The organism is Streptomyces sp. NPDC051636, assembly GCF_044453765.1.
GTDB lineage: Bacteria > Actinomycetota > Actinomycetes > Streptomycetales > Streptomycetaceae > Streptomyces.
Genome location: NZ_JBITDA010000048.1, coordinates 18,413 through 32,908 on the forward strand (window position 1 = coordinate 18,413; position 14,496 = coordinate 32,908).

The window sequence follows — 14,496 nt, forward strand, 5'->3', positions numbered from 1 at the left end:
AGGGGCCAGGGGCAACCGTCCGCCCCTTCGCCGACTCCGAGAGACGTAGCGTGCTCATACGACTTCTTCGGGCCTGTCTCAGGCCCTACAAGAAACCCATAGCCGTACTGGTGGCGCTGCAGTTCCTGCAGACCTGCGCCACCCTCTACCTGCCCACCCTGAACGCCGACATCATCGACGAGGGTGTCGTGAAGGGTGACACCGGTTACATCCTCTCCTTCGGCGCCCTGATGGTCGGCATCTCGCTGGCACAGGTCGTGTGCAACATCGGCGCCGTGTACTACGGTGCCCGGACCGCGTCGGCGCTCGGCCGGGACGTGCGGGCCGCCGTCTTCGACCGCGTGCAGTCCTTCTCCGCGCGTGAGGTGGGCCACTTCGGGGCGCCCTCGCTCATCACCCGTACCACCAATGACGTACAGCAGGTCCAGATGCTGGCCCTGATGACGTTCACCCTGATGGTGTCGGCGCCCATCATGTGCGTCGGCGGTATCGTGCTGGCGCTCGGGCTGGACGTGCCGCTGTCCGGGGTGCTGGTCGCGGTCGTGCCGGTGCTGGGCATCTCCGTGACGCTGATCGTGCGGCGGCTGCATCCGGTGTTCCGGTCCATGCAGGTGCGGCTGGACACGGTGAACCGGGTGCTGCGCGAGCAGATCACCGGCAACCGGGTCATCCGGGCCTTCGTCCGGGACGAGTACGAGGAGGGCCGCTTCCGGAAGGCGAACAGCGACCTCACCGAGATGCAGATGGCCACCGGGCGGATGCTCGCGCTGATGTTCCCGATCGTGATGACGGTGGTGAACCTGTCATCGATCGCGGTCGTGTGGTTCGGCGCGCACCGCATCGACAGCGGCGGGATGGCGATCGGCGACCTGACCGCGTTCCTCTCCTATCTGATGCAGATCGTCATGTCCGTGATGATGGCCACCTTCATGTTCATGATGGTGCCGCGCGCGGAGGTGTGCGCCGAGCGCATCCAGGAGGTCCTCGACACCGACTCCAGCGTGGTGCCGCCGGCGGCGCCCGTCGTCGAGCTGCGCCGGCACGGGCATCTGGAGATCCGCGGCGCGGGCTTCCGCTACCCGGGTGCCGAGGAGCCGGTGCTGAAGGCCGTCGACCTGGTGGCTCTGCCGGGCGAGACCACCGCCGTGATCGGCTCCACCGGCAGCGGCAAGTCGACGCTGCTCGGACTGGTCCCGCGGCTGTTCGACGCCACGGAGGGCGAGGTGCTCGTGGACGGCGTGGACGTCCGGGAGGTCGGCCCCAAGCTGCTGGCGAAGACGGTCGGACTGGTGCCGCAGAAGCCGTACCTGTTCGCGGGCACGGTGGCCACCAACCTGCGGTACGGCAACCCGGACGCCACCGACGAGGAGCTGTGGCACGCGCTGGAGGTGGCGCAGGCCGGGGACTTCGTGCGGAAGCTGGAGGGTGGGCTGAACGCGCCCATCGCCCAGGGCGGCACGAACGTCTCCGGCGGCCAGCGCCAGCGGCTCGCGATCGCCCGCACCCTCGTGCAGCGCCCGGAGATATACCTCTTCGACGACTCCTTCTCCGCGCTCGACTACGCCACCGACGCGGCCCTGCGTGCGGCGCTGGCCCGCGAGACGGCGGAGGCGACCGTCGTGATCGTCGCCCAGCGTGTGGCGACCATCCGGGACGCCGACCGGATCGTGGTCCTGGACGAGGGCCGGGTCGTCGGCACCGGCCGGCATCACGAGCTGATGGCGGACAACGAGACCTACCAGGAGATCGTGCTCTCCCAGCTGACGGAAGCGGAGGCCGCCTGATGGCAGGGCCCATGGGACGCATAATGGCCGGGGGCGGCCCCGACCAGCAGTCGATGGACTTCAAGGGGTCGGGCAAACGGCTCGTCGCCCGGTTCAGGCCCGAACGGGTCACCATCTACGGGCTGCTGCTGTGCGTCGTCGTCAGCGTCACCCTCAACGTGATCGGCCCGAAGATCCTCGGCAAGGCGACCGACCTGGTCTTCGCGGGCATCATCGGGCGGCAGATGCCTGCCGGGGCCACCAAGGAGCAGGTGCTCGACTCCATGCGCGAGCGGGGGCAGGGCTCCGTCGCGGACATGCTCAAGAGCACCGACTTCACCCCGGGCAAGGGCATCGACTTCGGCGCCGTCGGGAACGTCCTGATCTTCGCGCTCGGTACGTTCCTCGTGGCCGGCCTGCTGATGGCGGTGGCGACGCGGCTGGTGAACCGGGCCGTCAACCGCACGATGTACCGGATGCGCGAGGACGTGCAGACGAAGCTGTCGCGGCTGCCGCTGTCGTACTTCGACAAGCGCCAGCGCGGCGAGGTGCTCTCCCGCGCCACCAACGACATCGACAACATCGGCCAGACGCTCCAGCAGTCGATGGGCCAGCTGATCAACTCGGTGCTGAGCATCATCGGCGTCCTGGCGATGATGTTCTGGGTGTCCTGGCTGCTCGCCCTGGTCGCGCTGGTCACCGTGCCGCTGTCGTTCGTCGTGGCCACCCGGGTCGGCAAGCGGTCGCAGCCGCACTTCGTGCAGCAGTGGCGCTCCACCGGCAAGCTGAACGCGCACGTGGAGGAGATGTACACCGGGCACACCCTGGTGAAGGTGTTCGGGCGGCAGGACGAGTCGGCGCAGCAGTTCGCCGAGCAGAACGAGGCGCTCTACGAGGCCGGTTTCAAGGCGCAGTTCAACAGCGGGGTCATGCAGCCGCTGATGATGTTCGTGTCGAACCTGAACTACGTGCTGGTGGCGGTCGTCGGCGGTCTGCGGGTCGCGTCCGGCGCGCTGTCCATCGGTGATGTGCAGGCCTTCATCCAGTACTCCCGGCAGTTCTCGATGCCGCTGACCCAGGTCGCCTCGATGGCCAACCTGGTGCAGTCGGGCGTCGCCTCGGCCGAGCGGATCTTCGAACTCCTGGACGCGGAGGAGCAGGAGCCGGATCCGGTGGTGGCCGAGAAGCCCGCGGAGCTGCGCGGGCGGGTGGCGCTCGAGCACGTGTCGTTCCGCTACGACCCCGAGAAGCCGCTGATCGAGGACCTGACGCTGAAGGTCGAGCCCGGGCAGACGGTCGCGATCGTCGGACCGACCGGAGCGGGCAAGACCACGCTGGTCAACCTCCTCATGCGGTTCTACGACGTCACCGGCGGGCGCATCACCCTCGACGGCGTGAACATCGCGAGGATGTCCCGGGAGGAGCTGCGGGCCGGGATCGGCATGGTGCTGCAGGACACCTGGCTGTTCGGCGGCACCATCGCGGAGAACATCGCGTACGGGGCGGCGCGGGAGGTCACCCGCGGGGAGATCGAGGAGGCGGCGCGGGCGGCCCACGCGGACCGGTTCATCCGCACCCTCCCCGACGGCTACGACACCGTGATCGACGACGAGGGCAGCGGGGTCAGCGCCGGTGAGAAGCAGCTCATCACCATCGCGCGGGCGTTCCTGTCCGACCCGGTGATCCTGGTACTGGACGAGGCGACGAGCTCCGTCGACACCCGGACCGAGGTGCTGATCCAGAAGGCGATGGCCAAGCTGGCGCACGGGCGGACGTCGTTCGTGATCGCCCACCGGCTGTCGACCATCCGGGACGCGGACACGATTCTCGTCATGGAGAACGGCTCGATCGTCGAACAGGGCGCCCACGCGGAGCTGCTGGCCGCGGACGGCGCCTATGCCCGGCTGTACAAGGCGCAGTTCGCGCAGGCGGTGGCCGAGGTCGACTGAGTCCTGCGTTTCCGGGGGGGCCGCTCGTCAGGGGCGGCCCCCTCTCCTCAGTCCAGGTAGCCGCGCAGCTGGTCCGCGAAGGTGTGGTCCCGCAGCTTGTTCAGTGTCTTCGACTCGATCTGCCGGATGCGTTCCCGTGTCACACCGAAGATGCGGCCTATCTCCTCCAGCGTGCGCGGACGCCCGTCCGCCAGTCCGTACCTCAGCTGTACGACCTTGCGCTCGCGCTCGCCGAGAGTGGAGAGGACGGCCTCCAGGTGCTCCCTGAGCAGCAGGAAGGCGGCCGACTCGACCGGGCTGGTGGCGTCGCCGTCCTCGATCAGGTCGCCCAGCGCCACGTCGTCCTCCTCCCCCACCGGCGCGTGCAACGACACCGGCTCCTGCGCGAGGCGGAGCACCTCGCCGACCCGCTCGGGCGGCAGGTCGAGGTGGGCGGCGACCTCTTCGGGGGTCGGTTCGTACCCGCGCTCCTGGAGCATCCGGCGCTGCACGCGCACGACCCGGTTGATGAGCTCGACGACGTGCACGGGGACGCGGATGGTGCGGGCCTGGTCGGCGAGGGCGCGGGACATGGCCTGGCGGATCCACCAGGTCGCGTACGTGGAGAACTTGTAGCCGCGGGCGTAGTCGAACTTCTCCACGGCCCGGATGAGCCCGAGGTTGCCCTCCTGGACCAGGTCCAGCATGGTCAGACCGCGTCCGACGTACCGCTTGGCGACGGAGACGACGAGCCGCAGGTTGGCCTCGATGAGCCGGCGCTTGGCCATCCGGCCCATCACGACCAGTTTGTCCAGGTCGAGGGCGAGCTGCTCGTCCAGGTCGGGGGTGTCGCTCAGCTTCTCCTCGGCGAACAGGCCGGCCTCCACCCGGCGGGCCAGCTCGACCTCCTCGGCCGCGGTGAGCAGCGGGATCCGGCCGATCTCGCGCAGGTACTGGCGGAAGAGGTCCGAGGAGGGGCCGCTGGTATCGGCGCGGGCGGCTGACGCCGGGGCCTCGACGGGTTCCGGTGCTTCGGCGGGCTCCGCGGTGAGCACCTCCACGGGCGGCTCCACCGGCTCCGGCTCCGCGTCCGTCTCCGGGTGGCGCGCGGCGCGACTCTGCTGGGGCATGGCCGCGAGGACGTCGCTCTCGGCGTCCGGCTCGTTCGTCGTACCGCTGTCGGTCTGTGTGAGGGTCTGGGTCTGCACGGGGGGCGACCTCCAGGATGATCGCTGCTGAGCGGAACCGCGGGGGTCGGATCCGTGGGGGACGGATCGGCCGCGCTCCAAGGACTCAGGCACCGCACCCCAGTGTGGGGTAAGACACATCGCCGCCACGAGGGGCTTGCGGTGACTTTTTGCGGTCGGTCCGTGACGGGGCGGTTATCCAGGTCCTTTCCCCGGTGGACACCGTGCGCTGTGAGCCAGGAGGGGCGGCATGGGCGGGCTCGATGAGCTACGACAGCGAGTGGACGTAGTGGAGTCGCTGGCCGACCAGGTGGAGAAGCAGCAGGCGGTCACGCGGCACCTTGCCTAGACCGCGGAGATCGACGCGGCGGCTCTGCGGGATCACCAGCGCCATGACACGGAGTTCCTACGGGCGATGCGCGACACCCGGATGATGCAGGGCGAGCTGTTTCGCTCCCTCGTCGGGGGCCGGCGCCAGTTGCTCGAGCACGTCGGGATCACGCGGTCCGGGCAGTAGCCCGAAGCCGTCCCTACAACGCCGCCGCCCCCTGCTCGCGCAGTGCCTGGTCGTACTGCTGGAGGACCCACAACTCGTTCTGCACGGCGGCCAGCCGGGCCGGGTCGCCGTGGGCGAGGCGGGCGAGCGTGGACTGGATGTCGCGGATGCGGCGCTCGACGGCACGGCGGCGGACCGTGACGAGCTGGTCGCCCGCGTAGGCCTCGTCGACCGTGCGGCGCAGGATCGCCTCGACCGCCAGCTCCGTGACCATCGCGCGGACCGTGTCGTCGGGGGCCGCCTCGCGGACGCGGACCAGGTACTCCTGGGGGTCCTGCGTGCCGTGTTCGACGCCGCCCGCGTCCATGATGGCCTGGCGCACCGCAGCGTAGGGCGGGGCGGTGAACTCGTCGATGCCGTACGCGTCGAACGCGGGGGACACCAGCTCCGGGCGCTGGAGGGCGAGTTTCAGCAGCTCGCGCTCCGTGGCGTACACCGGGTTGCGGAGGTTCAGCGCGGGCCCGGAGGGGACTCGTACGGCCGCGTACTCCTGCGGCGGGCGCTGCGAGGCCGCCGGTGCGGGGCCCCTGCCGCCCCGGTCGCGGGCCCAACGGGCCAGCTGGGCGACCCGCTTGACCACGAACTGGGTGTCCAGGATGCCGAGCATCCCGGCCAGCTCGACGGCGACCTCGTGCTGGGCGCCGCTGTTCTTGATGCGGGCGACGATCGGGGCCGCCTCGTCGAGGGCCGCCGCGCGGCCCGCGGGGGTGTTCAGGTCGTAGCGGCTCACGACCTGGCGCAGCGCGAACTCGAAGAGCGGGGTGCGGGGTTCGACCAGGTCGGCGACCGCCTCGTCGCCCTTGGCCAGGCGCAGGTCACAGGGGTCCATGCCGTCGGGCGCGATGGCGATGTAGGTCTCGGCGGCGAACTTCTGGTCGTCCTCGAAGGCGCGCAGGGCCGCCTTCTGCCCGGCCGCGTCTCCGTCGAAGGTGAAGATCACGCGGGCGCTGCCGTTGTCCATCAGCAGGCGGCGCAGGATCTTGATGTGGTCGCCGCCGAAGGCCGTGCCGCAGGTCGCGATCGCGGTCGTGACCCCGGCGAGGTGGCAGGCCATGACGTCCGTGTAGCCCTCGACCACCACCGCGCGGGAGGTCTTGGCGATCTCCTTCTTCGCCAGGTCGATGCCGTACAGGACCTGGCTCTTCCGGTAGATCGCCGTGTCGGGGGTGTTGAGGTACTTGGGGCCGTTGTCCGACTCGTAGAGTCTGCGCGCGCCGAAGCCGACCACCTCGCCGCCGATGTCCCGGATCGGCCACATCAGGCGGCCCCGGAAGCGGTCGATGGGGCCGCGGCGGCCTTCCTGGGAGAGGCCGGAGAGGAGCAGCTCCTTGTCGGTGAAGCCCTTGCCGCGCAGGTAGCGGGTGAGGTGGTCCCAACCCTGGGGGCTGTAGCCGACGCCGAAGTGGAGGGCGGCGGCCTGGTCGAAGCCGCGCTCGGCCAGGAAGACCCGGCCGGTCTCGGCCTCGGGGCTGGTGGCGAGCTGCTCCGCGTACCACTGGGCGGCGATCTTGTGCGCCTCGACCAGGCGGATGCGTTCACCGCGCTGGTGGGAGGGGTTGTACCCGCCCTCCTCGTAGCGCAGCGTGATGCCGGCCTGGGCCGCGAGGCGCTCGACCGCCTCCGAGAAGGAGAGGTGGTCGACCTTCATCACGAACGTGATGGTGTCGCCGCCCTCCTGGCAGCCGAAGCAGTGGAAGAGGCCCTTGCCCGGGCTGACCTGGAAGGACGGTGACTTCTCGTCGTGGAAGGGGCAGAGTCCCTTCAGGTTGCCGCCGCCCGCGTTGCGCAGCTGGAGGTACTCGGACACGACGGCGTCGATCGGGACCGCGTCCCGTACCGCCTTCACGTCCTCGTCGTTGATCCGTCCTGCCACGTGGTGATTCTACGGGGCCGGACTGACACTCCTGGGGCGTGAGGCACCCGGCCGGGGCTCCCGGGGGTCCCCTCCTGGGGAATTGCGGCACGGGGACGGACTGACTCCTATGAGGTGAGGCTTTCGAGCGGAATACGCGGGTCCGCCAAGGCCTCGGTGTCCACCTGGGCCCGGGAGCGGATCAGCCGCTGGACGGGGTCCGTGACATCCCAGACATTCACGTTCATCCCGGCGAGCACCCTGCCCTCCTTCACCCAGAACGCGATGAACTGCCGTTTGCCCGCGTCCCCCCGGATCACCACCTGGTCGTACGACCCCGGTGGCGCCCACCCGCTGTACTCCATCCCCAGGTCGTACTGGTCGGAGAAGAAGTAGGGCACGCGGTCGTACTTCACCTCGCGGCCGAGCATGGAGCGGGCGGCCGCCGGGCCGCCGTTCAGCGCGTTGGCCCAGTGCTCCACGCGCAGCCGGGAGCCGAAGAGGGCGTGGTGGAAGGAGGCGACGTCGCCGGCCGCGTAGATGTCGGGGTCGGAGGTGCGCAGCTGTTCGTCGACCACGATGCCGCCGCCGTGCGCCCGGTCGGCGATCCGAAGGCCGGCGGCCTCCGCGAGAGCGACCCGCGGGGCCGCGCCGATCGCGGCCAGGACGTCGTGGGCCGGATGTTCCTCGCCGTCGTCCGTGCGGGCGGCCAGGACCATGCCGTCCTGCCCGATGATCTCCGTCAGCCTGGTGCCGAAGTGGAAGCGGACTCCGTGCTCGCGGTGCAGCTCGGCGAAGAGCTGCCCGATCTCGGGGCCCAGCACTCCGTGCAACGGGGTCGGCGAGGACTGGACGACGGTGACCTCCGCGCCGTACTCGCGGGCCGCCGCCGCCACCTCCAGGCCGATCCAGCCGGCGCCCGCGATCACGAGGTGCCCGTTGTCCCGGCCGAGCGCGGCGAGTACGCCCTTGAGCCGTTCGGCGTGGGCGAGGCGGCGCAGGTGGTGGACGCCTGCGAGGCCGGTGCCGGGGATGTCGAGGCGGCGGGGCTCCGCGCCGGTGGCCAGAAGCAGCTTGTCGTAGTGGACGAGGGTGCCGTCGTCACCGAAGTGGACCGTCTTCGCGGCGCGGTCGATCCGGTCGACGGTCTGGCCGAGGTGCAGTTCGATGTCGTTCTGCGCGTACCAGGCCGGCTCGTGCACGAAGACGCTGTCGCGCTCCTCCTTGCCCAGCAGGTAGCCCTTGGACAGCGGCGGGCGTTCGTAGGGGTGGTCGCGTTCGTCGCAGATCAGTATCACCCGGCCGGTGAAGCCCTCCGCCCGGAGCGTCTCGGCCGCCTTGGCGCCGGCCAGGCCTCCTCCGACGATGACGAACGTCTGATCCGCGTCGACCACTTGATGCCTCCTGCCAGGGGTCCGGGGGGTGTCCCCCGGATAACACTGCGGGTGCCGCCACATGAGCGTCCCGCACTGAGCGTGATGCGGGAAGGGGTAGTGGCCCGATCAGGCCACGGAGGGTCACATTCTTCTCACCGGCGTCCCGTCAGTCTCGCGTGCAACGAGCGGGCGGAGGCGTCGGTGAGGGAGGCGATCTGGTCGACGATCACCCGCTTGCGGGCGTGGTCGTCGCCGGCCGCGTCGAAGAGCGAGCGGAACTGCGGGTCCAGGCCGTCGGGGGCGCGGGCGGTGAGCGCCTCGGCGAGTTCGGCGACGACGATCCGCTGGTCGGCGCGGAGCCGCTCCTGTTCGGCTCGCCGCATCACGTACTGGTCGGCCACCGCCTTGAGGACCGCGCACTCCATGCGGGCGGAGCGCGGTACGACGAGTTCGGCGCCGTACCGGGTGAGCCGGCCGCTGCCGTACGCCTCCCGCGTGGCGCCCTCGGCGGCCAGGCAGAAGCGGCCGATGAGCTGGCTGGTGGCGTCCTTCAGGCGGGCCTGGGCGGCCGCCGTGCCGTCGTACCCGTGCGGCCACCACTCCTGGTCCAGGAGCCGGTCCAGGGCCTCGGCGAGTTCGGCGGGGTCGGTGTCCGCGGGCACGTACCGGCCGATGGCGACCGCGAACACCTCCTGCCGTTCCCCTTCGGCCTGCAGGCAGTCCGGGTCGATGTGGCCGGCGTGCAGGCCGTCCTCGACGTCGTGCACCGAGTACGCCACGTCGTCCGCCCAGTCCATGACCTGGGCCTCGAAGCACGTGCGCGTGCCGGGGGCCTCCTTGCGCACCCAGTCGAAGACCGGCCGGTCGTCCTCGTACACCCCGAACTTGCCGGACGCCGGGTCGGTGGGGTGGGCGCCGCGCGGCCAGGGGTACTTGGTGGCGGCGTCCAGGGCGGCGCGGGTGAGGTTGAGGCCGACGGAGCCCCGGGCGGTGAAGCGCTTGGGCTCGATGCGGGTGAGGAGCCTGAGGGACTGGGCGTTGCCCTCGAAACCGCCGCAGTCGTCGGCGAACTCGTTCAGGGCCTGTTCGCCGTTGTGCCCGAAGGGCGGGTGGCCCAGGTCGTGGGAGAGGCAGGCCGCCTCGACCAGGTCGGGGTCACAGCCCAGGGCCGCGCCGAGCTCCCGGCCTACCTGAGCGCACTCCAGGGAGTGGGTGAGGCGGGTGCGGGGGCTGGCGTCCCAGGCCGCCTGGGTGGGCTCGCCCGGGGTGACCACCTGGGTCTTGCCGGCGAGCCTTCGTAGCGCGGCGGAGTGCAGTACGCGTGCGCGGTCTCGCTGGAAGGCGGTGCGGCCTGGGCGTTTGTCCGGCTCGGGGGCCCAGCGGTCGGCTGACGCCGGGTCGTAGCCGGGCGGGGGTTCGGGGACTGCCATGAATCGACAGTAAGCGTCGGCAGTGACAATCGGGCGTTGCCCGGTGCCGGGGGGTCTGCCCGCACCCCTGCTTTCAAGCCGACGCCAGTGCCGGTTCCGTCGTCACCGGGGTTGCCATCGTCTGGTCGTAGCGGTGCAGGATCAGGCGGGCCATCGCCGGGTGGGCGCCCAGGGGGGCCGAGGCGATCCAGGGGGCCGCCTCGGCGCACTCGGTGGCGAAGCGGCCGGGGGCGGTGAAGCAGGAGGCGACGGCCACCCGGTGGCGGCCCCGGGCGGCAAGGGCGCGTACGGCCGTGGCTACGGTCGGCGTCGCGGCGGAGGCGTAGGCGGGGACGACGGGGACGCCGAGGCGGTCGGCGAGGAGCCGGGCCGTGCGGCGGGTGTCGGTCGCGGAGTCGGGGTCGCGGGAGCCGGCGGCGGCGAGGACGACGCCGCTCACCCGGCGGGTGGCCTCGTCCGGTCCCGTGCGCCAGCCGGCCTCCACCAGGCGGTCGTACAGGGTCTCCACCAGGAGGGGGTGCGGGCCGAGCGGTGCGGCCACACGCGTGCGTGCGGTCGCGGCGGCCGCCATCTCGGGGATGTCCTGCTTGACGTGGTAGCCGCGGGTGAGCAGCAGCGGTACGAGTACGGCCGGGCCGTCGCCGAGGGCGGCGAGGGTGTCGGGCAGCAGGGGCGCGTTCAGCTCGATGTGGCCAAGGTGCACGGGCAGGCCGGGGCGCAGTTCCCGTACCCGCTCCATGAGGGCGCGCACGGTGTTCAGCGCGCGCGGGTCTCGGCTGCCGTGCGCCACGCAGACCAGGGCGGGCGGGCCGGGGCGGCGCCTGCCGTCCAGCGAGACGAGACTGAGCTGGCTGGCGAGCTGGCTGCTGATGCTGGTCATGATGTGCGCCGTGCTGTCGAGGTGGATGCGGGACTCGTCGCGAGGAGGGTTCGACGCCGTCATGCATGGATCCTCGCGGCAGGAGGTTGCGCCGCCGTTGCACGGTCGTGTCGGTTATTTTTTCCGGGGCTTCACGGCGGGGGCGCCGGTCGTGTGAGATGCCGGCCGGGTGAGCCGTACCTCACACGTACGGGCGAACCGGATCACCGCGCCCCGCGTCCTCCTCCTCGAAACCGACAGGGGGACCGTATGAAGATCCGTCGACCGCGGCTGCCGCGCACCCGCGCGGGCCGGCGCCGGCTGGTGCAGGCCGTGGTGGCCGGGTGCGTGCTGGCGCTGCTTCCGGCGACCTGGCTGTTCGTGTCGACGGCCGACCGGCTGCGGGACACGGCGGACGTGCCGCGCACCGAGGTCGCCGTCGTCTTCGGGGCGGGGCTGTGGGACGGCGAGCCGTCGCCGTACCTCGCGCACCGGCTGGACGCGGCGGTGAAGCTGTACCGCGCGGGCCGGGTGAGGGTGGTCCTGGTCACCGGCGACAACAGCCGGAAGGACTACGACGAGCCGGACGCCATGCGCGCGTACCTGACCAGGCGGGGCGTCCCCGGCTCCCGCGTCGTCAGGGACTACGCCGGCTTCGACACCTGGGACTCCTGCGTCCGCGCGAAGAAGATCTTCGGCGTCGACCGGGCCGTCCTGGTCAGCCAGGGCTTCCACATCCGCCGCGCGGTCGCCCTCTGCCAGGCGGCCGGCATCGACTCCTACGGCGTCGGCGTCGACGCCAAGCACGACGTCACCTGGTACTACGGTGGCACCCGCGAGGTCTTCGCGGCGGGCAAGGCAGCCCTGGACGCCGTGTTCAAGCCGGATCCCCGCTTCCTCGGGCCGAAGGAGACGGGGGTGACCCGGGCCCTGGCGAGCGGCCGGTGAGGCGCCTCACGGCGGCCGGACGGCGGCGGGGAGGTCACCGTCCCGGCCGTGTAACAGGGGACTGTCACGGCACGTAACACGTATGAAGCACGCTGGGCACTATGAAGACCACCTCGACGCCCACCCACTGCCCGTACTGCGCCCTGCAGTGCGGGATGAACGTGTCGCCCGCGCCGGGAGGGGGCGTCGAGGTGACCGAGCGGCCGGACTTCCCGGTGAACCGGGGAGCGCTGTGCGGCAAGGGACGGACGGCCCCGGTGCTGCTGTCCTCCGGGGTGCGGCTGACCTCGCCGTTGGTGCGGTCCGGGGGTGAGCTGGTGCCCGCCTCCTGGGAGGAGGCGCTCGACCGGATCGCCGGAGCGCTGTCCGGCGCGCGGGAGCGGTTCGGCCGGGACGCCTGCGGCGTCTTCGGCGGGGGCGGGCTGACGAACGAGAAGGCGTACGCGCTCGGCAAGTTCGCGCGCGTGGTGCTGGGCACCTCGCAGATCGACTACAACGGCCGCTTCTGCATGTCGTCGGCCGCCGCGGCGGGGACGAAGGCGTTCGGGCTGGACCGGGGGCTGCCGTTCCCTCTTGAGGACATCCCGAAGACGGGCTGCGTGATCCTGGTCGGCTCCAACCTCGCGGAGACCATGCCGCCGTCGCTGCGCTTCTTCAGCGAACTGCGCGACAACGGCGGCACGCTGATCGTCATCGACCCGCGCCGCACGAAGACCGCCGAGCAGGCCGACCTGCACCTCGCGCCCCGCCCCGGCACCGATCTAGCGCTGGCGCTGGGCCTGCTGCACCTGGTGGTGGCCGAGGGCCGCACCGACGAGGACTACATCCGCGAGCGCACGGTCGGCTGGGAAGAGGCCCGGGCGGCGGCGATGGCGCACTGGCCGGAGTACGTGGAGCGGATCACGGGGGTGTCCGTTCCCCAGCTCCGGGAAGCGGTTCGGATGTTCTGCGAGCCGGAGAACGCGATGGTGCTCACCGCGCGCGGGCCCGAGCAGCAGTCCAAGGGCACCGACACGGTGGGCGCCTGGATCAACCTGTGCCTGGCCACCGGCCGCGCGGGCCGCCCGCTGTCCGGGTACGGCTGCCTGACCGGGCAGGGCAACGGACAGGGCGGACGCGAACACGGCCAGAAGGCCGACCAGTTGCCCGGCTACCGCAAGCTGACCGACCCGGCCGCGCGGCGGCACGTGGCCGAGGTGTGGGGCGTGGACCCCGACTCGCTGCCGGGGCCGGGGCGCAGCGCGTACGAGTTGCTGGACGCGCTCGGTACGGACATCAAGACGCTGCTGCTGATGGGCTCCAACCCGGTGGTGTCCGCACCGCGCGCCGCGCACGTGGAGGAGCGGCTGCGGTCGCTGGACTTCCTCGCCGTGGCGGACGTCGTGCTGTCGGAGACGGCGGCGCTCGCGGACGTCGTCCTGCCGGTCACCCAGTGGGCCGAGGAGACCGGCACGACCACCAACCTGGAGGGCCGCGTGCTCCTGCGGCGCCAGGCGGTCACCCCGCCCGACGGCATCCGCAGCGACCTGGAGGTGCTGCACGGGCTCGCCGCCCGGCTGGGCGTGGAGAAGGGCTTCCCGACCGACCCCGAGGAGGTCTTCGAGGAGCTGCGCCGGGCCAGCGCGGGCGGGCCCGCCGACTACTCGGGGATCACGTATCGGCGGCTGGCGGAGGAGAACGGGGTGTTCTGGCCGTGCCCGGAGGTGGCGGACGGGACGGAGCCGGCGGAGGTGATCGGCGAGGGCGAGGACGCGTCGCTGGACGCCGGCCCAGACGATCCGGCCCGGGACGAGAGTGTGGCCACCGCCCACCCCGGTACCCCCCGCCTCTTCCTCGACCGCTTCGCCACCGACGACGGCCGTGCCCGGTTCGTCGCCGTGACGCACCGGGGGCTGGCCGAGGAGCCGGACGAGGAGTACCCGCTGCTGCTGACGACCGGCCGGGTGGTGTCCCAGTACCAGTCCGGTGCCCAGACCCGTCGCGTGCCGGAGCTGAACGCCGCCGCGCCCGGCCCGTTCGTGGAGCTGCACCCGCGGCTGGCGGCGCGGCTCGGGGCGGCCGAGGGCGACCCGTTGGCCGTGGTCTCGCGGCGGGGGCGGGCGGTGGCGCCGGCCCGTATCACCGCCGGTATCCGCCCCGACACCGTGTTCATGCCGTTCCACTGGCCCGGCGAGGGCCGCGCCAACACGCTCACCAACCCCGCCCTGGACCCGACCTCGCGGATGCCGGAGTTCAAGGCGTGCGCGGTCCGGGTGGAGGCGGTGCGCTCGTAGGGGCGGGTGGGCAGGGGGCCGCCATGACCGATGGCATGTCCGATGGCGAAGTCCTCCGCCGGGGCCACCGCGCGCCCACCGTCGGTGTCGGCCTGGGCCGCGGGGGCGGTGCGGGCGTACCCGCGGCCGGAGTTCACCGACGCGGAGACCGGCTTCACGGTCGGTACGGCGCTGCTGGGGCGGATCCATCTCTCCGGTCACCTTGACCGCATGACGAATCGCCGACTGGGCCTAGTAGGGCTTGGTCAGTTTCACTCGTGAGTGGCATGTCTGTTGGGCTGTGGGTGTCGTTGTGGTGGTGTGACACCTGGGGAGATGGCCGAG

Annotated in this window: 10 protein-coding genes; 5 read left to right on the top strand and 5 right to left on the bottom strand. The window is 71.6% G+C overall.

The window, feature by feature from the left end; translation table 11 throughout:
- Nucleotides 1-50: 50 nt before the first annotated feature.
- Together ACIBBH_RS40410 and ACIBBH_RS40415 are read left to right on the top strand one after the other, a co-directional pair.
- Complete coding sequence (locus ACIBBH_RS40410) at nt 51-1,784, top strand: ABC transporter ATP-binding protein (protein ID WP_399413679.1); 1,734 nt, start codon at nt 51-53, stop codon at nt 1,782-1,784.
- The gene (locus ACIBBH_RS40415; protein ID WP_399413682.1) at nt 1,784-3,712 is read left to right on the top strand and encodes an ABC transporter ATP-binding protein; all 1,929 of its coding nucleotides are present in this window, start codon (nt 1,784-1,786) and stop codon (nt 3,710-3,712) included. Before ACIBBH_RS40410 ends, ACIBBH_RS40415 begins: the two co-directional genes overlap by 1 nt.
- Before the next feature lie 47 nt (nt 3,713-3,759).
- On the opposite strand, the gene ACIBBH_RS40420 is transcribed toward ACIBBH_RS40415, so the two are convergent.
- The 5 genes from ACIBBH_RS40420 to ACIBBH_RS40440 all read right to left on the bottom strand — a co-directional run bounded on the left by ACIBBH_RS40420 (nt 3,760) and on the right by ACIBBH_RS40440 (nt 11,035).
- Nucleotides 3,760-4,899 (bottom strand): RNA polymerase sigma factor, encoded by a 1,140-nt coding sequence (locus tag ACIBBH_RS40420; RefSeq protein WP_399413684.1) that lies wholly within the window; start codon nt 4,897-4,899, stop codon nt 3,760-3,762.
- A 509-nt stretch (nt 4,900-5,408) separates the two neighbouring features.
- A complete protein-coding gene (dnaG, locus tag ACIBBH_RS40425; RefSeq protein WP_399413686.1) occupies nt 5,409-7,307 on the bottom strand; it encodes a DNA primase in 1,899 nt (632 codons plus the stop codon).
- A 107-nt stretch (nt 7,308-7,414) separates the two neighbouring features.
- Entirely contained in the window at nt 7,415-8,680 is a 1,266-nt protein-coding gene (locus ACIBBH_RS40430) for an NAD(P)/FAD-dependent oxidoreductase (RefSeq protein WP_399413689.1), read from the bottom strand.
- A 134-nt stretch (nt 8,681-8,814) separates the two neighbouring features.
- The gene (locus ACIBBH_RS40435; protein ID WP_399413691.1) at nt 8,815-10,092 is read right to left on the bottom strand and encodes a deoxyguanosinetriphosphate triphosphohydrolase; all 1,278 of its coding nucleotides are present in this window, start codon (nt 10,090-10,092) and stop codon (nt 8,815-8,817) included.
- Between the two features lie 73 nt (nt 10,093-10,165).
- On the bottom strand, nt 10,166-11,035 hold the full coding sequence (locus ACIBBH_RS40440; protein WP_399413693.1) for a sirohydrochlorin chelatase: 870 nt from the start codon (nt 11,033-11,035) through the stop codon (nt 10,166-10,168).
- Nucleotides 11,036-11,221: 186 nt separating this feature from the next.
- Between ACIBBH_RS40440 and ACIBBH_RS40445 the strand changes: the two genes are divergently transcribed.
- From ACIBBH_RS40445 to ACIBBH_RS40455, 3 genes are all read left to right on the top strand, one after another.
- Nucleotides 11,222-11,899: a vancomycin high temperature exclusion protein gene (locus ACIBBH_RS40445; RefSeq protein ID WP_399413695.1), complete on the top strand. Its 678-nt coding sequence runs from the start codon at nt 11,222-11,224 to the stop codon at nt 11,897-11,899.
- Nucleotides 11,900-12,000: 101 nt separating this feature from the next.
- Complete coding sequence (locus ACIBBH_RS40450) at nt 12,001-14,172, top strand: molybdopterin oxidoreductase family protein (RefSeq protein ID WP_399413697.1); 2,172 nt, start codon at nt 12,001-12,003, stop codon at nt 14,170-14,172.
- Between the two features lie 42 nt (nt 14,173-14,214).
- The gene (locus tag ACIBBH_RS40455) at nt 14,215-14,433 is read left to right on the top strand and encodes a hypothetical protein (protein ID WP_399413699.1); all 219 of its coding nucleotides are present in this window, start codon (nt 14,215-14,217) and stop codon (nt 14,431-14,433) included.
- Nucleotides 14,434-14,496 lie beyond the last annotated feature (63 nt).

Bases quoted from the DNA above. Each gene is read 5' to 3' on its own strand.
- ACIBBH_RS40445 (WP_399413695.1), top strand. From the start codon at position 11,222: ATGAAGATCCGTCGACCGCGGCTGCCGCGCACCCGCGCGGGCCGGCGC.
- ACIBBH_RS40415 (WP_399413682.1), top strand. From the start codon at position 1,784: ATGGCAGGGCCCATGGGACGCATAATGGCCGGGGGCGGCCCCGACCAG.
- ACIBBH_RS40455 (WP_399413699.1), top strand. From the start codon at position 14,215: ATGGCGAAGTCCTCCGCCGGGGCCACCGCGCGCCCACCGTCGGTGTCG.
- ACIBBH_RS40450 (WP_399413697.1), top strand. From the start codon at position 12,001: ATGAAGACCACCTCGACGCCCACCCACTGCCCGTACTGCGCCCTGCAG.
- ACIBBH_RS40440 (WP_399413693.1), bottom strand. From the start codon at position 11,035: ATGACGGCGTCGAACCCTCCTCGCGACGAGTCCCGCATCCACCTCGAC.
- ACIBBH_RS40435 (WP_399413691.1), bottom strand. From the start codon at position 10,092: ATGGCAGTCCCCGAACCCCCGCCCGGCTACGACCCGGCGTCAGCCGAC.